Genomic DNA, 20642 nt, shown 5'->3' on the forward strand with positions numbered 1-20642 from the left:
CTATTTGAAGGAAGGTTCTGTCAGTTTGGGTTTCAGCTGCTATGAATGCCGAACAGGAAACGTTCCCTGCCCGGCATCCAAAGTCAGACCACCTCGCCTACATCGATGCGGTTTCCATCCGGGTCGGCGAAAACGAACGCCTTGAGGCCATAATCATGAACCTTCAGTCGCTTGATGATCCGCAAGCCGTTGTCTTCACAAGCCCGGTAGGTCTCTTCAGCATCTGACACCATCATGTGTGCAACATTGAACGGTGGAGCCTTGTATCCCCTCTGCAGGCTCAAGTGCAGTTCGGCTTCGTCTTTCTTCAAGATCATGAAACCGACCGGATCGCCATTTTCGAAAGTCTTTTCAAACCCGAAAATCGACTTGTAGAGCTCATAGGATCTTTGAATATCGGCAACGCCCAATATGGCGGCGACGCGTCCAAGATGTATCGAGGACTTGTTTTGTGCAGACATGGCTATGCCCCTCTGGTCTGGAATGCGAGCTGCTGGAGGATCGGTCGGTGTCAGGTCAACAAGACAGAAATTCGCTGTTCAGGGCGGTGCCTGTCATCACCGGTACACCGTGGCAGATGTGCGCGCAATGAATTCTTTTTGGAAACAAGGAAGTACGGCCGAACTATTTTCGCCCCCAAATGCCTCACCTGCGATTTGGATTTTCCTTCCAATAAACCTCAATTCCTGTCGCTAATTCCGCTCAACTTGATGAAAGTCAATTCGAGGAATTTCACAACCGATATAAACTTGAGTTATTAACTCCAGTTAAAGTCGCCAACGCGGTGATGCCAGCGACTCAAGCGCTCAGTCCTTAATCCAACAAGCGCCTGAACAGTCAGCCAACCCAAGCAAACGCGTTGCGACTTTAACTGTCCCCGGCCGAATTCCTGGCCCAGATCGACAGCCAGCTTTGTGCGAGCCAGCAATCACCCCGCAATTGAAGCGGAACATCCCGAAAGGAGACCGGTATGAAATCGGTTCTGGCTGCAATTTTTGCGCTCGCGCTGCCTGCACAGGCTTTTGCCGACACCACTTTTATCGACATCGGTAAATTGCCTTCCAAGCAAGTCTACGGAACAGCGCTTGTGACGCCTTTGGCGGTTTCTCCATCCGGGCAACCTGCCATCGTCGTCCTGGACGTGGAGAGCGGCAAGGTCGTCCCACCCCATGCGACGAAAAGCGGACTTCGTCTGCTGACCGTCCTTTCTGGTGACATGTCGTGGGGCGATGGCGGCGAAGTGGATGAAAAGAAGGAAACCGTCTATCCGCCCGGAAGCTTCCTGACAGTGCCGGCCGGCAAGGATCACTGGCTGGCAGCACGTTCCGGCCCAATTCGCATTCAACTAGTTGTTCTTGAAGAAGAAAAACCCGTCCCGGGAATAGTGGAGCAGATGAAATGACCAAATTGACCGATATGAACCGGCGCAGCGCACTTTCTCTGCTCGCCGCAGGCGCCGCATCCTCCCTTTTGCCCTCCCCCGCTTCGGCAGGAAATTTGGAGAAACTTGCCCTCTTCGGCCCACCAGCCGGACCATCCGTAACCCTTGCGTATGCGGTTGCGAGTGGAGTATTTGACCCAATAGCCAATGATGCCAGCTTCAAGGCCTGGAGAAACCCCGATGAATTGCGTGCCGGCTTGACCTCCGGCAACATCGGAATTTCTGTCGTTCCGGTTCAAGCGGCTGCCAACCTTTACAATCGGGGTTTTCCCATTCGTCTCGCTAATGTCATGACGAATGGCCTGCTCTACATCATCAGCGAAAAAGCCGGTATCAAGACGATCAAGGATCTCAGGGGTCACAGTATTGCCGTTCCGTTCCGCGGCGATACTCCTGAAATCATTTTTGGGCAGCTGCTTGCCTTCAATGATCTCAACGCGGAACAGGATCTGCAAATAACCTATGCCGGATCTCCGATTGAAGCGATGCAGCTGTTGCTCGCCGGCAAGGTCGATGCTGCTTTGACGGCTGAACCGTCGACAACCGCTGGCGTTCTGCGCGGTCGAAAGGCCGGCAAGAAAGTCTCCCGAGTAATCGACATACAAAAGGCGTGGGGCGAGATGACAGGTGCCGCACCTGTCATACCTCAAGCCGGTCTGGCAGTGACGCAAGCTTTCCTGGACACAAATGCGGACACTCTTTCGACCATTCAAACCACGCTGGAAACCGTGACATCCGAAGTCATTGAAGATCCAGGCAAAGCCGCAGGAGCTGCGACCAAGGCCTTGGGTCTTCCCGCTCCCTTGCTGGCGGCCTCCATCCCGCACTGCAACCTCGTCGCCCGTCCTGCCACTGATGCGCGCGCAGATATTGAGCGCATGCTGACGGCAATGGCAGGGCCGGACATGGCCCGCATCGGCGGAAAGCTTCCGGATGAGAAGTTCTATCTGTGACGACTTGGAGTAAAGACCTGGAAGCGGACAAGCGATCCGGTTCCAGACTCTCGAATATGAGTGTTTGAAAACATGCCTCAGCCATCGCCAGACGGTATCAAGGATCACGTGCTCAGCAGGGCTGGCCGGGTACTGGAATTTGTCTGGTCTGGTTGGGCGGGACTCGCCGGTCTTTGTCTTCTGGCAGCCGCCTGGCAGGCGGGGCATGAAGCCTACGGACAGTTCATTTTGTCCTCTCCCCTCCAGACACTTGAGGAAATCGGATCACTGGTGCGAAATCCCGAGGCCTGGAAGGTTACCTTGCTAACTCTGCAGCGCGCCGTCACTGGCTTTGCGCTTGTCGCGATCGGCGGCGGTGCACTGGGACTTCTTGCAGGATACTCACCGGCAGTGATGCGCCTCGCATCGCCACTCATCACAGTCGTCCTTGGCGTACCTCCGATCGCTTGGATCGTTCTTGCGATGATCTGGTTCGGAGGAACGGATGCGACGGTTCGAACCGTCATCGTCATTGCCGCATTGCCCGTGGTTTTTCTTGGCACCGCGCGCGGAATTTCCACCCGCGACAGAGGCCTGGACAAGATGGCACAGGCATTCGGCGCCGGTCCTGTCAGACGTTTTTTAACCGTCGGCCTGCGCCAGACGACGACAACGCTTTTCCCGGCGCTTGCCCTCGCTCTCGGCACCTCCTTCAAGGTTGCCGTCATGGCCGAATTGCTGGCCAGCGCGGGTGGCATCGGCGGTGCGCTTGCCGATGCCCGCACAAACCTGGATATCACCAAGGCTCTTGCCTGGGTTGTCGTTTCGGTCGGACTTCTGATTGTCGTCGAATATGCGCTTATTCATCCGGTAAAGGGTGAAGTTGATCGCTGGCGCAGAGCCGCTCAGCCGTGGGGCGTCAAAAGATGACCGCATTGAAGCTGAACAACATCGGACACGCCTATCTGGGACGGACAGTTCTGGACAAGATCAACCTGGAAATCGGACAGGGAGAAATCGTCGCTCTGGTAGGTCCCTCCGGATGCGGAAAATCCACGCTCGCGCATATTGCGGCGGGACTGATCGATGCGCGGTCTGGACAGGTTCAACGCGGTTATCACAGGCAGGGAATGATCTTTCAGGAACCTTCCCTGCTTCCGTGGGCGACTGCTTCGGACAACATTGCCTTTTCCTTGAAACTAGCGGGTGTCCCTCGCTCGCAGAGGTTTAAACGCGTTATTGAAACCGCAACGCGCGTTGCTCTTCTGCCTGAAGACCTGAAGAAATTTCCAGTCGAACTGTCTGGAGGCATGAAGCAAAGGGTGGCGATCGCCAGGGCCTTGGCGATAGAGCCGGACTTCCTCTACTTTGACGAACCTTTCACCGCTCTCGACGTGGCCCTGCGCCGCCGTATGCAGGATCTGATCATCGAAACTTGCGCTGGAGGTCAGCTCTCAGGGCTGTTTATCACCCATGACCTCCAGGAGGCCGTCAGGATTGCCGATCGGATCGCGGTCCTGGACAGTCGCGGAAACAGTGTACTCGGTATCCGTCAAGGTCCTGGCCGCCCGGCAGACCGTAATGACATTTCAGTATTCGAGTGGGTCCAGAAGGCACTTCAGCAGGACATGCTGTTCAGGCACATCCATGACGTCGACGAAAGGCAAATCGCATGAGTTGCGGTCCCGTAGGTCACGGCACTGTCATGGAATTGAAACCGGGCTGGTGGAACGTTCTTTCAACCGAAGGCTTCCGCCTGTTCTTTCCGCTTTCCGCGATTTATGTGGTTCTGTGGCCCCTGCTCTGGGTACTGATGTTCGACTTCGACCTGCCAATGGCGCGGGAGGTGCCGCCACAGCTCTGGCATGCACATGAAATGCTTGTCGGCGCATTCGGTGCTGCGCTTATCGGCTTTCTGACGACAGCAGCACCGGAATGGACCGACACCCCTCCATTGCATGGCCGGAAGCTCTGGGGACTTGCGGGCCTATGGGCAACGGGACGCATAGTCGGCCTGTTCGGTTGGGACAGCTTGGGGCCAATCGGCGCGTTTGCGGATTTCAGCTGGCAAGTCCTGCTGCTTTGTTACCTCTTCCAGCTTTCATGGCGACAGCGAACGGATCGATTGATCGCGTTCATCGGCTGGCTGGCAATCCTTCTGGGCTGCGTCTCGGCAACTCAAATGGGCTTCCTCACCGGCGACATAGTCCTCGCGACCAAATCGATCCATCTAGCAGGTTTCGCCTATCTGGGACTGCTTGGACTTGCGCTCGGACGCATCACAGTTCCGGTCACAAACCTCATCCTGGACCCAAGTGAGAAAACATCACCATTCCGGCCACATCCTGGCCGGCTCAACCTGGCGCCGGGGCTGGTTCTTGTTGCCATAGCCGGGGACATATTCGGCCTTAGTCCCGCGGTGTCCGGTTTTCTGCTGATCGCAGCTGGAGCTGCCTTCATGGACCGCATCGCGGAGGCCTTTATCGGGCGCGCTGTTTTCCGGTCGGAGATTCTCATGCTGGCCGGAGCCTCCGCATTTGCAGGCATCGGACTTGTTCTTACCGGCTGCTATCGACTTGGCGCACCCTGGGCAGAAACGACCGGACTTCATGCCGCATTTCTGGGAGGCCTTGGTCTCGGGGTCTATGCAGTTTTCTGCATTGCCGGAAAACTGCACACGGGCAACGCCCTTGGACAATCCCTGACCGTCCGGCTTGGCGCTGTGGCACTTGTCTTTTCCATGTTCGCTCGCATTACCCCGGACTTCGGATTTGAGCTGCCCGGTCCGTTTCATGGAATTGCCGTATCACTCTGGTCTCTGGCATTCCTTGCATGGATCATTGACTTCTGGCCTTCTCTGAGCCGCCTCGGAAACCAGGCAGTGTTACCTACAGTCTCACCGACCAACAAAGATCGCGAGCCGGCTTCCGAAGCTTCACATGAACCCGATAGCCGCTCGCTTCGAACTGTCAGAAGTAAATAGCAGCCAACGAAATTCGTTTGATCGACCGCCTGAAAGGTAAGCGCGTGAGATGTGGCCTAAGCCTTGAAAGGCTATGAAAACCAACGCGTTTGAAGGAAACCGCCGCAGCTGCGAAGGTACTGATGCACTGCGGCATTTTTCACCAGGTTCAACGTCAATTTAAACTTGAAAATTTTACTCAGGTTTAATACTCAATACACACTTCAATCAGCCAGCTTTGCACTCTGCATAAAAGCCAGCGGCCTCAATCCCGAAAATCTGCATCTCAGTTGCTATCGGTGCGCTCATCCGCTCCGGCGCGATTGCTCGCGCGAATTTTCACGAGATCGGGAGACAGGCAGAAAACCACAAATCAGCAGAATGTGTCAGGCGAAACAAGGAGGCGCATATAGGTGGATTATAGGGAATTCGGACTTTACGACCCGGGTGTAGAAAAAAGCAGCTGTGGAGTTGGCTTCATTACCCGGAAAGACGGGTGCCAGACCCATGACGTCCTGCGCATGGGTCACGAGGCCCTTTGCGCCGTTCCGCATCGCGGCGGAATGTCGTCTGAAGGTGTTGGCGATGGCGCCGGTGTTTCGATTGATTTGTCCGCTTCCTATTTCCGTCACCTTACTGGTCGCGAAGACCTGAAGCCGGGGGAATTCGGGGTTGGTAACTTCTTCTTGCCGACGGACGCCCGGCAACATGAAGCCGCTGCCATTCTTATCGATAACCTCCTGGAAGAACATGGTTTCGAAACGATCCTGAAACGCGATGTCCCGGTCGACAATTCGGCCCTGCGGCCCAAAGCCGTCAGACATCAGCTGGCGATCTGCCAATGGGTCTTTGTTGCGTCTTCTGAGAAGAGTGAACCGTCGATTTGCGACAAGAAAGTCCACGACGCTCTGCTCGCAATCGAGGCTGAGGCTTATACGCGTTCCGAGCTTGAGGGACTTTATCCACTCTCCTTGAGTGCACGCACTCAGGTGCTCAAAGGCCGCCTGAATTCCTATGAACTGATCCCGTATTTCAAGGATCTGCGGGAGCTGCAACACAAGGTTCACACGCTTTATTTCCATACGCGCTTTTCCACCAATACGGATCCGCATCCCAGCATGGCGCAGCCGTTCCGCTTCATGGCGCATAATGGCGAATTGAACACCGACAAGAAAAACAGGCTCTCCGAAGCGGCAGTCGCCAGAGCCAAGAACGCCAATATCATTCGCCCAAAGGGTCAGTCGGACAGCTGCCGCCTGGACCAGACCTTGCAAAGCAGAGTACTGGAAGACGACCTGGACTTGGTGACGGCTGTAGTTTCCATGATGCCGCCGGCTTGGGAAAACGACACTTCGATGTCCGAAGACGTTCGAGCCATGCTGGAATACTTCTCGCTCTATGAGGAGAAAAACGACGGCCCGGCCGCACTCATCTTCGGAGATGGCACCATTGTCGGTGCTCGTTTGGACCGTCTCGGACTAAGGCCGCTCAGGACCACGGAAACAAACGAGTATCTGACGGTAATGTCCGAAGCTGGGCAGATTTCCTTTCCTGCCGAGGAGATCATCCATCGCGGCCGTATCGAGGCTGGCGGCATGCTCTATTACGATCACACGCAACGGCGAAGCTGGAGTACGAAAGCCGCGCTAGACAAGCTCGCAGCACAAAAAGACTACCGGAAATTGCTTCAGAAAGCCCGGCTTCGTCTTTCTGACCATCGTGGACCGGCAACAAAAACTCCGGGCAGGCTCGTTCCTTACGAAGGTGACCTGGAGCTTGCTCAGCGTTTTGTCGCTTATTCGCACAACCAGGAAAGTTTCAAGTTCCTGATGGATCCGATGCTGGCGACAGGTGCGGAGAAGATTTCCGCGATGGGCTACGGCGCTGCCATCAATGCCCTTTCCGACCAGGAAGGCGGTGTTGCCAAGTATTTCTCCCAGCGCTTTGCCCAGGTGACCAATCCTCCGCTCGATTCCATTCGCGAAGCAGATGGCATGACCTTGCGTGTTGCGTTGGGAAGCAAACCGAGATTTTCCAAGTCAGGCACGCAGCAGATCGTTGTCGACAGCCCGATCCTGTCGCGGACGGACATGAAGTGGTTGCGCGAACAGACGAGCACACCGGTGCTGATCGTCGACACGCTTTACGCTCCTATCGCAGGCGACGAAGTCGCGAACGCCAATGCCTTGGGAGCGGAAATCGACCGCATCTGTAACCAAACAGTCGAACAGGCTGCAGAACATGGCGGCATAATCATCCTGAGTGACCGGCAGGTCTCTTCAACGAGAGCAGCTTTGCCGATGGCGCTTGTGGTCTCTGCGGTCAATCAGAGCTTGATTGAGGAAGGTCTGCGTCTCAGAGCCTCCGTCATTGTCGAAAGCGGACAGATTTCCTCAGCCCACCACGTCGCCGTTGCCCTCGGTTTCGGCGCATCGGCGGTTTATCCCCTGGCTGTTCAGCTCAGGGCGGAAGAAACATTTCCGGTCGACGCGGAAGAAGCATTCAAGCGTTTCGCAAAAGCAGCGGAAAAGTCGCTGCTGAAGACCATGGGCAAGGTCGGGCTTTGCACGGCCGAGAGCTATATCTGTGGCGAGTTCTTCGAACCGGATTTCCTCGACACCGACGATCCCGTACTGAAGCGCTATTTTCCGAATGTGAAAACACCGGTCGGTGGTGTCGACTTCAAGACGATTGCGACCGCCGTCCTCGACTGGCACCAGCGGGCGCTTTCCGTTGCAAGCGAAAAGGACATTCCTCTTCTTGGCCTATTCAAGGAGCGCGCCGAAGGTGCAGGACATTCCTTCGGTACAACTGCAGTGCGCGGCTTTGTCGACATGACAGAAGAAAGCATTCAGCTCAGCGCCAATCCGGATGCCGGCGAATATGACGATCATCTCCGGTTGCTGCCGGTGGATCGACTTGAAGATGCTTTTGGACTGGATGAGAAGGCTTACACCTACACGAACTTTGACAAGCTGACGCCGGCAATGATCGATATGTTCTCGATCACACCGGGCTACCGTGCCTTCGCACGCATGATGTCTGAGGAGCGTAGCCAGCGCCCTGCTGCTTTGAGGGATGTTCTGGAGTTTCCGGCGGACATTTCCTATGCCGCCTCGGCAGCTGATTTCGAACGCGAATTCAAACGGTTTTCAATTGAAGGCAACGCGTCCTTCTATTTCCGCGGGCTCAAGTGCGAGCAGGAAGACGAAACAACGTTCAGGCTGACCTTGTCGGGGCCAGGCGGCAATCAACTGGCCCGGCGGTCCGAGCTTGCCGAAGCTTTGGTCCGGCATTTCAAGACCTCGATCGAAGGGCATTGGCTGGAAGACAGTTTCGTAAAGGTCCGTGCAAAGGGATTGGCAGCGGAGTTTCTCGCTCGCGTTCGGCCGGCTCCTCAAGCAACCGACCTCAACAAGGTTCAGCCAGCAAGCCAAATCACGCCACTGCTCGCGAGCGGTGCGATGAGCCACGGCGCCCTTGTTGCTTCGGCTCATGAGGCGGTCGCACACGGCACGAACATGGCAGGAGGCATGTCGAACTCCGGCGAAGGCGGTGAGCATATCTCCCGCTATGGCACGATCCGGTCTTCCAAGATCAAACAGTTCGCGTCCGGTCGCTTCGGTGTATGGGCAGGATATCTTGCCGACCCGTCACTCGAAGAAATCGAGATCAAGATCGGTCAGGGCGCCAAGCCCGGCGAAGGTGGCCAACTTCCCTCACCCAAAGTGACCGTGGAAATCGCCGCTGCCCGTGGCGGAACCCCAGGTGTCGAGCTTGTTTCACCGCCACCCCATCACGATACCTATTCGATCGAAGATCTCGCCCAGCTGATCCACGATGCCAAGGCCGCCCGCGTCCGCGTCATCGTGAAGCTCGTGTCGTCGGAAGGTATCGGCACGATCGCAGTCGGCGTGGCAAAGGCCGGGGCCGATGTGATCAACGTTGCCGGCAACACTGGCGGAACCGGCGCAGCAGCGGTTACCAGCCTCAAATATACGGGACGTTCGGCCGAGATCGGCATTGCGGAAGTGCATCAGGCCCTTTGCGCAAACGGTATCCGCCAAAAGGTGGTGCTGCGCTGCTCAGGTGCACATCAAACGGCAACCGACGTTGTCAAATCCGCCCTGCTCGGGGCCGATTCCTTCGAGTTCGGCACCACGGCCCTGATGATGCTGAAATGCGTCATGGCCAAGAACTGCAACGTCAAATGTCCGGCCGGTCTCACCACCAATCCGGAAGTCTTTGACGGGGACCCAAGGGCACTAGCGCAATACCTTCTAAACATTGCACATGAGACGCGGGAGGTTCTGGCGGGACTGGGGATGAAGTCACTGACCGAAGCCCGCGGACGATCCGACCTGCTGCATCTCATCAACCATTCTTCGCAGGTGGGTCAGCTGGACCTGCGGGCGATGTTGAGTTTCGCTGAAGAGGTCAAAGTCGATAATCCCGTTTACCTGGAAAAGGACTTTGAGCACGACGACCGGTTTATCGAAACCGCTTGCCGGAAGCTGTTCGAGAACTGCGAAAGCAAGGTCACCCTTCGCCCCAATTCCCGGCTGAACAATTGCAACAAGACCGTCGCAGGTCAGCTTGCAATCGATATCGAACGCCTGCTGAACCATCAGCTTGACGACAAGGTTGCTCGAAAGACCTCGTCGGTCCTTCAAGATCATCGCGGCCGCCGGTACTTTGACGCAGAAACGGTCAATGTCGAAACCGTTGGCTCTGCCGGACAATCCTTCGGTGCGTTCTGCAACGATGGCATGCGTCTTGAGCACGAAGGGACGTGCAACGACGGTGTCGGCAAAGGGGCGTGCGGTGGCACAATCGTGGTCCGTTCTCCCGGCGGTGGATCTGAGGAAACCGGTGGCAATGTCCTGATCGGTAACTTTGCTCTTTTCGGTGCCACGGGTGGCAGAACCTTCGTCGAGGGTCAGGCAGGAGATCGCTTTGCGGTCCGCAATTCCGGCGCGACTGCGGTCGTTGAAGGTGTCGGCGATTTCTGCTGCGAATACATGACCAACGGAGCAGTGCTGAACATCGGTAGCTTCGGCAAGGGCTTCGCCAACGGCATGAGCGGCGGCTTTGCCTACCAATATGACCCTTCAGGTGAACTTGATGGCAAAGCCAGTCACGACTCCGTGCTCCTGAACCCCATGGAAGACGGGTCAACGCTTGGTGAAATGCATGGAGATGTCATTCGACATTTGCTGACGCTGCATGTCGAGGCGACGGGATCTTGTAAGGCTGCCTGGCTTCTTCAAAACTGGAACAGCGAGAAACAGCACTTCATCTATGCAATGCCGACGTCGCTTCTGGCCTACCAGGACAGCGATGCCATTCTGGCTGCGCGCTCAAGGAAGGAGCTCATTGAAGAACTCTGTTCGGCTCTCGTCGCCCATCAGTTGCGCAAATTCAAAACCGCGCTGAAGGCTGGCACACCGATCCTGGACGGGACCGCCCCGGGATATGGTCAGACGGACACTGAGGAAATGTATGTTCTCCTCAACAACTATCTCGTCATGTCCACTGCACAGACCGTCGCGTTCGGACGGGTCAATGGAAACCCGAAGATCTCGGATACCGAGGTTGAAAAGGCTGCAAGAAACCTTCTTCTGACCGAGGATTTCTCACTCCTGAAGAAACTCCAGGGATATGCCCGCAATGCCGTTTCGGAATACGGCGATGAAGAACTGGCCGTCCTGATCGCCGACAAGCGCCTCGGTGATTACAAACAGGCACTTGCCAGCCGGAACGTGCTGTCGATGGACAGTCCTGGAACCTATGGCTGGATCATCCATCAGAACGCAAAGAACCGTGAAAAAGTCGGCCGGCTGCCGAGTTTCGAGGAGTTGTTTGCCAAGCACAGCATATCCGACCTGATGTCATTCACGGCAGCACACACAGCCTGACCCCGCAATATCCGTTCGCAAAGTTTCTAAGAGCTCTCAGTCCATGCAAATTCCATTCATACCCAAGGATGCTCCCTTCAGCGAGGAACAGAAATCCTGGTTGTCCGGGTTTCTAGCCGGTCTGCATTCAAGGTTGTCAATCCAGGGCGCGCCAGCCGACGCAGCAGGTTCTGCTGAAACAACAGCAAAAGCCCCGGTGGTGAACATCCTGTTTGGAACACAAACCGGAAATGCAGAAGGCGTTGCCCTGGACGCAGCAGTCGCCGCAAAATCTAGCGGCATGGTCCCCGTGGTCCAGGCGCTTGATGACATCACGCTTGAAGCCTTTGCGGCAATGACCAGCGTTGTGATCATCGTCTCGACCTATGGCGAAGGAGAGATGCCGGACAACGCACAGCTGTTCTGGGAAGCGCTGTCTTCGGATACGGCACCAAGGCTTGAAAGCATGACTTTCGGCGTTCTGGCCCTTGGTGACACCGGGTATGACGACTTTTGCCAGGCCGGCAAGCTGATCGACATGAGACTTGAACAACTCGGAGCACAGCGCCTTGTGACGCGGATCGATTGCGATGTCGACTTTGAAGATCCGGCTGCTTCCTGGATGGAAGCAACCTTGCCGAAGATTGCAAGGGAACTGAATGCCGGACAGCCGTCTACACCGGCAAACGAAACCGGGGCTCAGATTGAGGCTCCCGCCAAATCCAAATGGTCACGAAAATCCCCCTACCCGTCTTCGCTTATCGTCAATCGCCTTCTTTCGGGCGATACCTCGGCAAAGGAAATACGGCACTACGAATTTGCGCTTAGTGACAGTGGCCTCACCTATGCTGCCGGTGATGCTCTTGGCGTCATGCCGGTGAACGACCCTGCGCTGGTGCAGGCGGTGCTGGAGCGACTGAACTCATCCTTCGAAGCGGCAGTTGACGGTGTCAACGGCGCGTTCGGTGAAGCGCTCCAGCACCGGTTTGAAATCTCCGCACCATCCAAAGATCTGATTGCGGAAATTGAAAAACGGGCAGCAAATCAGGAACTCAGCCACGTTCTTCATCATGGTGACAAGGAAGCCCTGGAAGCCTGGCTCTGGGGCAAGGATATTCTCGACCTTCTGCGACTTCTTCCGGAGGGCGATGTTTCTGCGACGGATTTTGCCGCGCTGCTGAAACCATTGCAGCACCGCGCCTACTCCATCTCATCCAGCCCGCTGGCAGCACCGGAACACATTCACCTGACCGTTGCCAGCGTAAGGTATCGGACCCATGGCCGGGATCACGGCGGTGTCTGTTCGACCTTCCTTGCCGACCGGATCGAGGCAAATGGTAAGGCGGGAATATTCGTATCGCCGAACAAGTCGTTCCGCCTGCCTGAAGACCAAAGCCGACCCGTCATCATGGTCGGCCCCGGCACTGGGATCGCTCCGTTCAGGGCATTCCTGCAGGAACGCCGGGCCGGTGGTGCAAGCGGCGCCAACTGGTTGTTTTTCGGTGACCAGCACAAGGCCAGTGACTTCATTTACGAGGACGAACTGAGCGAGCTGAGCGCTCAGGGCGTACTCAATCGTCTGGATCTCGCCTTTTCCAGAGATCAGGACCAGAAGATCTATGTCCAGCATCGCATGCAGGAAAACGGCAAGGACCTGTTCGCATGGCTCGAGGATGGCGCCTACTTTTACGTCTGCGGCGATGCTACCCGCATGGCAAAGGACGTGGATCGCGCACTGCATGACGTAATTGCCGAATTCGGCGGACTGTCGGCAGACGAGGCCAACGCTTACGTCAGCAATCTCAAGCGTGAAAAGCGTTACCTCAGAGACGTCTACTAGATCCGGTTTGCTTCAGAGTGACAATTGGAGAGCCCAGTTTCGTGAGTAAGACCGTGCAAGACAATCAAGCAGGCCCAAGACTGATCGTCAGCAACCCGGCTTTGGGCTCAGGGCACTCGTACAGCAGAAGGCGTAACGACCTGACGAATCTCGTCGTCTCTTCATCGCACCGGGCACGAGCGCTCGATGAACCTGTCGATCTACTCTTCAGCTGGCTGCCTGGATTCGAAAAGGTGATCGCGTCGACTGCCAATGGCTGTGCGGTCATGAGTGAAATCGGCATTTATCAAAAGCCGATGTCGGTCGGTGATGATCTGTCGTTTGATAATGAAGGTATCGCGATCCGTCTGCTGCCCGCCGCCGTCGAGACTTTGGTCGCCCTTGACGCAGACAAGACCAATCACGTCCCCCCAACGCTTCAAATGTTCGATGCAAGCGGGACTACGACGCACACCTGCTACATCGCTTCAATCTCCGACCAACTTGCCTTTGATGTGTTGATGTATGGCACCCGGGAGCGGGAACTAACCCAGTGTCTCCCAAACCCGGTCCTGTCGTTCCTTTCGGAAGCCCTGTGCCCGGCCGGGTCGCTTCCAAGCCAAAGTTTCCAGGACCTCGGTACCTGCGCCAATCTCGATGCCTGCCTGTTGAATGGTGGCGTATCCAGACGCCAACGTCTGGTGACCTTGCCTGAAGACGAAGCCTGGCAGATTGACAGGCAGGTCGTCCTTCACCTGCTTCGATACTTGTCCGACATCCGTCAGCCTTTCTCTCTCGGGGTTTCGAACACGTCCTGCCTGCAACTGAAGCGGGGCCGCCTGGACAGCATCACACAACGTGGCGAGCTGATCGAATTGACCTGCGGTGCCTGTCGGACGTTTTTCGATCCGGCGGCAATCAGTGAGTATTGGGTTGTGCGCTCCAGGCAGAGCCTCTCGCTGGAGTGCTACACGAAATTGGGTACATGCGCGCTCACTTTCGTTCAGGACAGAGCAGCCGACAGCTGCTTCAACCGGTCATGGATGGAGATCCTCACTTCCCTGCCGAGGGCTCACGGCACTCAACCAAGACAGTCTCTTTGACAGGCCGATAACCAATTTATTTGAGCAATTTGCCTGAAAATCTCTCGAGGAGCCGAGAAGAAATGACATCCCAAGCATTTGAAAGGGCGTTCCGAACGCGAATGAAAAATCCCTACGCTGCGGAACGCTTGTTCGTTTTTGGAATTCGCTGTGTCCTGAACGGCTACGACAACGAGCACCTTGATCAATGGCGCGAAGTCTGGGACGGGTACAGGACATATTTTGGCGCCGGCAACAGTCGCGCCGTTCTGGATGCGCTTTGGAAATTTGCCGCTACGTACCGGCGCTATGCTGTGAGCCCCACCGGGTTTCATAGCCTCGACTGTCACTGCATGGCCGAGGACGAATATCTTTCGATGGCTCTTATCTCATCGCTTCAGCACCACGATGAGAGTTGCTCAGCCAGATGTATTCTTGAAATCGCGAGACCCTCCGGCAGAACCGAACTCAAACAGCACGCATGGCAACTCGCCGCCGAATACCTGAGCCTTGGACAAAGGTTTTTCCCGGTGTCTCTCGCCGATGTCGAAGCAACGCTTCAAACCTCGGCCGCCATGCGAGACGCCAAAGACTCAACCCTTCACTGACCCATTAGATCGCCATGTCCGTCATGAGACCAAATACAAAAATTCTTCAAAAAATCAGGCGCAAACCTGCCATGAGTGCTCACGAAACTGACAGTCGTCATCATGCTATTCCAGTATTGTTTTCATCCGATCTGAGATCCTCGTCGGTATTCTACAGCGATGGACTTGGCTTTGCTGTCTACAAGGAAACCGACGGTCTCAGAATACGTCGCTCGGAGCTGGAACTGAAGGTCACACATACCCGCGACACTGCCCCTCTGGCCAACCTCAGCGTGGTGTTCCGGGTTCAAAAAATCCGTAAACTACACAGCGAGTATGCCGACCGCGATCTGCCAAATCTTGGTCAACTTAAGCTTGGTGTTTGTGGCAAACTGCAATTTTCCCTTTCCGACCCGGACGGGAACAGTCTTTACTTCGTGGAAGAGGCCGCCTGACGCGCCCCCTCATTCATCACCCTGGACCATCCTTCTGGAGAGCAAACCATGTCTCAGTCAGTTCGTTCGGAATCCGACAGCTTCGGTGCACTCGACATCCCCGCAGACAAATACTACGGAGCACAGACCGCCCGATCGCTCATGAATTTCCCAATTGGCGGGGAGACAATGCCGCGACCGCTGGTGCATGCACTCGGCGTGATCAAACAGGCTGCGGCGCGGGTCAACAAAGAAGAAGGGAAACTCTCGCCGGATATTTCCGACGCCATCGAACAGGCCGCCTCGGAAGTTGCCGCCGGCAAGTTTGACGATAATTTCCCGCTTGTGGTCTGGCAGACTGGTTCCGGCACCCAAACGAACATGAATTCGAACGAGGTCATAGCAAACCGGGCTATTGAAATTCTCGGTGGTGAGCTCGGTTCCAAGACCCCGGTCCACCCGAACGATCATTGCAACATGAGCCAGTCGTCGAACGACACGTTCCCGACCGCCATGCACATTTCCGCGGCACGCGAAATTCAACAAACTCTCGTGCCCGCACTGACCCACCTTCAGAATGCACTTACATCGAAGTCAGAGGAATGGGCTGACATCGTCAAGATCGGCCGGACACATACGCAAGATGCAACACCACTGACGCTCGGCCAGGAATTCAGCGGTTACGCCGCACAAGTCAAAATGGGCATTCATCGCGTCTCCGAAGCGCTCGACGGCCTTCTGGAACTGGCTCAGGGCGGCACTGCAGTCGGCACGGGTCTCAACACGAAAAAGGGATTTGCCGAGAAGTTTGCCGCAGAAGTCGCCGGCATCACGGGGATGCCCTTCCGGACCGCCCCGAACAAATTCGAGGCACTCGCCGCGCACGACGCCTATGTTTATGCGCATGGGGCTCTGAATACCGTTGCGACGTCTTTGTTCAAGATCGCCAATGACATTCGCCTGCTTGGCTCCGGGCCACGCTCTGGCCTGGGTGAACTCTCATTGCCTGAAAACGAACCCGGCTCTTCCATCATGCCTGGCAAAGTCAACCCGACCCAATGCGAGGCACTGACCATGGTCTGCACGCAGGTCTTCGGCAATCACACGACGATTACCGTTGCCGGCAGCCAGGGGCACTTCGAGCTAAATGTCTACAAGCCGGTGATGGCCTATGCGATGCTGCAGTCGATCAAGTTGCTGGCAGACGCTTCCGTCAGTTTTACGGACCGGTGCGTCATGGGCATTGTCGCCAACAAAGCCCATATTACCGACCTCATGGAGCGTTCCCTGATGCTCGTTACCGCGCTGGCGCCGGAGATTGGATATGACAAGGCAACCGAGATCGCGAAAACGGCGCACAAGAACGGAACTTCCCTGCGTCAGGAGGCCCTCAATCTCGGTTATGTTACCGAAGAGGAATTCACTTCTCTCGTCCGACCTGAGAAGATGATCGGCCCGAGCGACTGATTGTGACTGGAAGGTCCGCGCGCCATCAGAAAGGCGCGCGGGCTTGCCTGGTTAGTTCGCTATCCCTTTGCCGAGTTCACCATCGAGCACAAGCATGTGCCAGCGGTTCCCTTCTGCGGCCTTTACCTTTTCAAGAATGCTGCGGAACAGATCTTCTTCTTCAATCTGTTCTTCAAGAAACCAGTGAAGCATGTTCTGCGTGGAATATTCCTTTTCCTCGTGGGCCAGCTCAAAAAGTGCGTTGATTTGAGCGGTCACCTCCTTTTCCTTCGCCAGCGCGGTTTCAAGCGCGGTTGTCGGAGAGGCAAAGTCCAGTTGCGGCTTGTCGATACCTTTCAGCTCGACCCGGGAATCCCGCTTCACGATGAAGTCGTAGATCCGCATTCCATGCTCGATTTCTTCCTTCGAATGCCCCCGGAACCAGGCGGCAAAACCGGGTAGCTCGATGGAATCGAAATAGGCTGCCATGGAGAGATAGGTATAGGATGCGTTCAGTTCCGAATTGATCTGCCGGTTGAGCGCAGAGGCGACGGTTTCGTTCATTTTCATGACAATCCCTTTCATGTACGGGTTGCCGAAAATTTACCGTTCAGCTCAATGGGTGGACTTGAGAAAAATCAACAATATCGAATTTTTCTCATTTATTACAACATGTTAGGAACGCTTCTCATTCTCACTTTCAAGCATGGAGAAAAGCAACCAGAGAGTTCTTCAATCTGCACTCAGCGACATTTCAATGAGCTTGTGTGTAGACCAAACCGGGATGAACTTCGGTCCCTCTCTCCATTCGGAGTGGCTGGTGGGCGCAAACAACACCGGATTGATGCCCATCAGCACCACGCGCTTCCCACCAGCAGACCTCAAGCGCTTTCTTCGCGGAACGCCCGATTGAACGATTTCAGGATCGGATCGAACAGATATCGCAACGGCGTATGCGTGCCGGTTTGAATAAACACTTCGGCCGGCATGCCGGGAACGAGTTCCACTCCCTCACCGATAGAAGATATTGCCTCTGGCTCAACTCGAACCCTCACGTTGTAATATCGCTCACCGGTCTGGTCATCTGTTTCAGCGTCCGCGCCGATATGGAAAATTTCTCCATGAAGAGGCTTGAGGTGACGCGCCATGAAGGACGTCAATTGCACTCTGGCCGCCATCCCAATCTCAACATTGTCGATATCGGTCGGCTGTAGTCGTGTATCCAGAATCAGTTCTTCCTTGTCTGGCACGATTGTAACGATTGGCTCTCCGGGCCGCACGACAGCCCCAATGGTCTTGTAGTGGACCTTGAGAACTCTGCCTTCGATCGGTGATGGAATGTCAGTGCGGCTGAGGATGTCGTTCGTCGCGGTTAACGATTCCTCCGCCAACGCGATTTCGGAGTTGATCTCAGAGAGCTCCCTGGCAACGGCCTGCATCTCTTCGCTGACCATGGTCAGTTCAGCAATTCGGATTTCTTCGATCTTCTGCCGTGCCCTGGCAATGGTGGAAGCGATTGCGTTTCTCTCGGACCACAGTTCCGCACGTTTACGTTCAAGTGCGAATAGCTCCGGCTGGCGTGCCAATCCCTTCTTTACCAGTTTTCGCTTGTTGACGAGTTCCTTCTCAAGGAAGTGTATCTGCTCGTCCATACCGGCAATTTGTGCTTCCAGGCTGGAGATTTCCGCTTCTACCTGCTTTTGCTGGACGGAATAGGTGGAGCGCTGGTTCTCCATCAATTTCTTCCTGATGTCGAACTTAACAACCTCATTGGAAACAAACTGCTGAAAACTGGTGTCATTTTCCATGGTCGGGGACGATTGCACGATAAAACTGTCTGCTCCCCGCTCCTGTGCCATGAGACGATCTCGCGTCACGAGAAAACGCTGCAACTTGCGAAATGTCGACAGATAGTTGGCCTTCGCGAGCGCCTTGTCGAGAACGATAAGAACGTCTCCCTGGCGAACTAGGTCACCTTCCTTGACGTTCAGACCGCGCACGATACCGCCTTCCAAATGCTGGATGACTCTCTGACTTCCGTCCGGGGAAACGTTTCCTGAAGCAATCGCTGCCGAGGACAGTTCGGAAAATGACGCCCAGATCCCGGTTCCGATGAAGCAAACCGCAACGATCACACCGCCCAGCTTCCAGTGACCGGAGAGTGACGAGCGAAGGCTTTTGGCGGGGTCTACATTGTTACTCATGCCTCACCTCCTGTTGCCTGACCGCTATTGGCCGCAGCTACCAGCTTCTTCTTTTCGGCTTTCATGTTGCTGATTTTCTGAAGGAAGTCGTTTACAGGACGAATTGCGCCCTTCATGTATTCTTCCCCGGTCTCAACCTTCTGAACAGTTCCTTCGCCAATCGTGACGATGAGATCCATCTTTGAAAGTGCGGACGGGCGGTGGCTGATGATGATGACTGTCGAGCCTTGCTCCCTCAGTTTGACCAGGCAGTTCTGAAGTGCGGCTTCCCCTTCGGTGTCCAGATTGGCATTGGGTTCGTCCAGCACGACCAGACGGGGGGAACCATAGATAGCCCTTGCAAGCCCCACTCGTTGTGCCTGCCCGCCGGAAAGGGCATGTCCGCCAGGGCCAATCAGGGTTTCGTACCCTTTGGGCAAGTTGTTGATCAACTCATGACACCCCGCCAGTTGGGCCGCCTCGATGACTTTGGCGTCATCAACTTCGCCCATGCGAGCAATGTTGTCCTTGATCGTGCCATGGAGAAGTTCAACAGACTGAGCCAGATATCCGACGCTCTGCCCCAACTGTCCTGCATCCCAGTTGCGCATGGCGACACCATCCATTCGGACCGAACCGGCTGTCGGTTCCATGGCACCGATCATCAACTTGCAGAGCGTACTCTTGCCGGAGCCGGACGGACCGACAACCGCGTTAAGTGTTCCAGGCTTCAAGTCCAGAGTGACGCTACGCAGGACTGGTTTTTCCTGACTTGGAAGAACAAGGCTCACAGCCTTGAGATCCAGTCGGCCCGTTGCATCAGGCTGTTTGATGCGCTCCATCTGGTGAGGGGCATTCATGAAAATTTTGGTAAGACGCTTGTGCGCCTGAATTGCGCTGACAATGCCACGCCACGCACCGATAGCCTGTTCAGCCGGAGCAAGTGCACGTCCCATGATGATCGAGGCCGCGATCATTCCACCCGGGGTCATTTCACCTTGCGTAGCGAAAAAGGCGCCAAGGCCGAGCACGGAAATCTGCGCTGAAAATCGGATGAACTTACTGATCGCACCGGTTTTTGCCGAAAATGTTGCAACGCCGTGGGAAGCTTCCGCAACCACTTCGTTGTCCTGCTTGAAGCGAGCCAGGACTCCGGGCAGCATCCCCATACTGAAGACGCTGTCGGCATGCTGGGTCGCAATATCGACAGTTCGCTGAGCTCGCACCCGTGCGCTTGAAGACCCGGCCATTCGTCGACGAGTAACATGGTCGTTCACACCCGCAAGGATCACCAGAAGAATACCTGCCGTCAATGCGACCAGACCAAGCGCCGGATGGATGAGGACGATTGCCAGAATGAATAACGGCACCCATGGTCCATCAAAGAATGGCAACACACTGGGACTGCCAACAAATTGCCGGATCGTTGCCAGATCGTTGATGGCGTGAGCGTGAGACGTTCCGGTAGCACGCGCGGTCTGAACGATTGCATGCAGGAGATCGGCATGAACGGTTTCGTCCCACCATTTGGCAATATTGGCGAGAATGGAACCGCGGATGGCATCGAGCACGGCGATGACCGCCAGGAAAAAGATCACAATCATCGTCAGGAAAACGAGGGTTTCCAAGTGCCCGCTTTGCATGACCCTGTCGAATATCTGTTGCATGTAGATCGGCGAAACAAGTGTGCCGAGATTGACAAAAATCGAAAAGAAACCAACGGCAAAAAAGCCATTCCAAGAGGAGCGGTAAACCTTCAGCGCCGGATAGACGCGCTCCGCTGTCTTGCGCAGGAGCATATGAACTCTCCAGGGAAAATGTAAAAGGAAATACGAGAGAGGGCGGTTTCCGCCCTCTCT

General features: G+C 55.6%; 15 protein-coding genes. 11 read left to right on the forward strand and 4 right to left on the reverse strand.

Translation table 11 applies throughout. The features are described 5' to 3' along the window. Positions 1–83: 83 nt before the first annotated feature. Entirely contained in the window at positions 84–461 is a 378-nt protein-coding gene (locus tag ABLQ08_RS02445) for a VOC family protein (protein WP_352939110.1), read from the reverse strand. A 509-nt stretch (positions 462–970) separates the two neighbouring features. Here ABLQ08_RS02445 and ABLQ08_RS02450 point away from each other — a divergent pair. From ABLQ08_RS02450 to fumC, 11 genes are all read left to right on the forward strand, one after another. Next, positions 971–1402 carry a hypothetical protein gene (locus ABLQ08_RS02450; protein WP_352939113.1) on the forward strand — a complete coding sequence of 144 codons (432 nt, stop codon included), beginning with the start codon at positions 971–973 and terminating at the stop codon, positions 1400–1402. Continuing rightward, positions 1399–2394 carry an ABC transporter substrate-binding protein gene (locus ABLQ08_RS02455; RefSeq protein ID WP_352939115.1) on the forward strand — a complete coding sequence of 332 codons (996 nt, stop codon included), beginning with the start codon at positions 1399–1401 and terminating at the stop codon, positions 2392–2394. The genes ABLQ08_RS02450 and ABLQ08_RS02455 overlap by 4 nt, the downstream gene beginning before the upstream one ends. Before the next feature lie 72 nt (positions 2395–2466). Beyond that, positions 2467–3303 (forward strand): ABC transporter permease, encoded by an 837-nt coding sequence (locus ABLQ08_RS02460; protein ID WP_352939118.1) that lies wholly within the window; start codon positions 2467–2469, stop codon positions 3301–3303. Next, complete coding sequence (locus ABLQ08_RS02465) at positions 3300–4049, forward strand: ABC transporter ATP-binding protein (RefSeq protein WP_352939121.1); 750 nt, start codon at positions 3300–3302, stop codon at positions 4047–4049. The genes ABLQ08_RS02460 and ABLQ08_RS02465 overlap by 4 nt, the downstream gene beginning before the upstream one ends. Beyond that, positions 4046–5356: an NnrS family protein gene (locus ABLQ08_RS02470; protein WP_352939124.1), complete on the forward strand. Its 1311-nt coding sequence runs from the start codon at positions 4046–4048 to the stop codon at positions 5354–5356. The genes ABLQ08_RS02465 and ABLQ08_RS02470 overlap by 4 nt, the downstream gene beginning before the upstream one ends. Before the next feature lie 392 nt (positions 5357–5748). Next, on the forward strand, positions 5749–11253 hold the full coding sequence (locus tag ABLQ08_RS02475; protein ID WP_352939127.1) for a glutamate synthase-related protein: 5505 nt from the start codon (positions 5749–5751) through the stop codon (positions 11251–11253). A 43-nt stretch (positions 11254–11296) separates the two neighbouring features. Then, positions 11297–13072: a sulfite reductase subunit alpha gene (locus tag ABLQ08_RS02480; RefSeq protein WP_352939130.1), complete on the forward strand. Its 1776-nt coding sequence runs from the start codon at positions 11297–11299 to the stop codon at positions 13070–13072. Between the two features lie 41 nt (positions 13073–13113). Beyond that, complete coding sequence (locus tag ABLQ08_RS02485) at positions 13114–14154, forward strand: hypothetical protein (RefSeq protein WP_352939133.1); 1041 nt, start codon at positions 13114–13116, stop codon at positions 14152–14154. Between the two features lie 62 nt (positions 14155–14216). Next, entirely contained in the window at positions 14217–14741 is a 525-nt protein-coding gene (locus tag ABLQ08_RS02490) for a hypothetical protein (protein WP_352939136.1), read from the forward strand. A gap of 71 nt (positions 14742–14812) precedes the next feature. Beyond that, positions 14813–15175: a VOC family protein gene (locus ABLQ08_RS02495; RefSeq protein WP_352939139.1), complete on the forward strand. Its 363-nt coding sequence runs from the start codon at positions 14813–14815 to the stop codon at positions 15173–15175. A 48-nt stretch (positions 15176–15223) separates the two neighbouring features. After that, on the forward strand, positions 15224–16621 hold the full coding sequence (gene fumC / locus ABLQ08_RS02500; RefSeq protein WP_352939142.1) for a class II fumarate hydratase: 1398 nt from the start codon (positions 15224–15226) through the stop codon (positions 16619–16621). 51 nt (positions 16622–16672) lie between these two features. Here the strand turns inward: fumC and ABLQ08_RS02505 are convergent, their stop codons facing one another. The 3 genes from ABLQ08_RS02505 to ABLQ08_RS02515 all read right to left on the reverse strand — a co-directional run bounded on the left by ABLQ08_RS02505 (position 16673) and on the right by ABLQ08_RS02515 (position 20582). Further along, the gene (locus ABLQ08_RS02505; RefSeq protein ID WP_352939144.1) at positions 16673–17170 is read right to left on the reverse strand and encodes a ferritin; all 498 of its coding nucleotides are present in this window, start codon (positions 17168–17170) and stop codon (positions 16673–16675) included. Positions 17171–17481: 311 nt separating this feature from the next. Then, positions 17482–18804, reverse strand: coding sequence for an HlyD family type I secretion periplasmic adaptor subunit (locus ABLQ08_RS02510; RefSeq protein WP_352939147.1), 1323 nt, complete (start codon positions 18802–18804; stop codon positions 17482–17484). Then, the gene (locus tag ABLQ08_RS02515) at positions 18801–20582 is read right to left on the reverse strand and encodes a type I secretion system permease/ATPase (RefSeq protein WP_352939149.1); all 1782 of its coding nucleotides are present in this window, start codon (positions 20580–20582) and stop codon (positions 18801–18803) included. Before ABLQ08_RS02515 ends, ABLQ08_RS02510 begins: the two co-directional genes overlap by 4 nt. Positions 20583–20642 lie beyond the last annotated feature (60 nt).

It is taken from the genome of Roseibium sp. SCP14 (assembly GCF_040329475.1).
Classification (GTDB): Bacteria; Pseudomonadota; Alphaproteobacteria; order Rhizobiales; family Stappiaceae; genus Roseibium.

Bases quoted from the DNA above. Each gene is read 5' to 3' on its own strand.
- ABLQ08_RS02445 (WP_352939110.1), bottom strand. From the start codon at position 461: ATGTCTGCACAAAACAAGTCCTCGATACATCTTGGACGCGTCGCCGCC.
- ABLQ08_RS02450 (WP_352939113.1), top strand. From the start codon at position 971: ATGAAATCGGTTCTGGCTGCAATTTTTGCGCTCGCGCTGCCTGCACAG.
- ABLQ08_RS02455 (WP_352939115.1), top strand. From the start codon at position 1,399: ATGACCAAATTGACCGATATGAACCGGCGCAGCGCACTTTCTCTGCTC.
- ABLQ08_RS02460 (WP_352939118.1), top strand. From the start codon at position 2,467: ATGCCTCAGCCATCGCCAGACGGTATCAAGGATCACGTGCTCAGCAGG.
- ABLQ08_RS02465 (WP_352939121.1), top strand. From the start codon at position 3,300: ATGACCGCATTGAAGCTGAACAACATCGGACACGCCTATCTGGGACGG.
- ABLQ08_RS02470 (WP_352939124.1), top strand. From the start codon at position 4,046: ATGAGTTGCGGTCCCGTAGGTCACGGCACTGTCATGGAATTGAAACCG.
- ABLQ08_RS02480 (WP_352939130.1), top strand. From the start codon at position 11,297: ATGCAAATTCCATTCATACCCAAGGATGCTCCCTTCAGCGAGGAACAG.
- ABLQ08_RS02490 (WP_352939136.1), top strand. From the start codon at position 14,217: ATGACATCCCAAGCATTTGAAAGGGCGTTCCGAACGCGAATGAAAAAT.
- ABLQ08_RS02495 (WP_352939139.1), top strand. From the start codon at position 14,813: ATGAGTGCTCACGAAACTGACAGTCGTCATCATGCTATTCCAGTATTG.
- fumC (WP_352939142.1), top strand. From the start codon at position 15,224: ATGTCTCAGTCAGTTCGTTCGGAATCCGACAGCTTCGGTGCACTCGAC.
- ABLQ08_RS02505 (WP_352939144.1), bottom strand. From the start codon at position 17,170: ATGAAAATGAACGAAACCGTCGCCTCTGCGCTCAACCGGCAGATCAAT.
- ABLQ08_RS02510 (WP_352939147.1), bottom strand. From the start codon at position 18,804: ATGAGTAACAATGTAGACCCCGCCAAAAGCCTTCGCTCGTCACTCTCC.
- ABLQ08_RS02515 (WP_352939149.1), bottom strand. From the start codon at position 20,582: ATGCTCCTGCGCAAGACAGCGGAGCGCGTCTATCCGGCGCTGAAGGTT.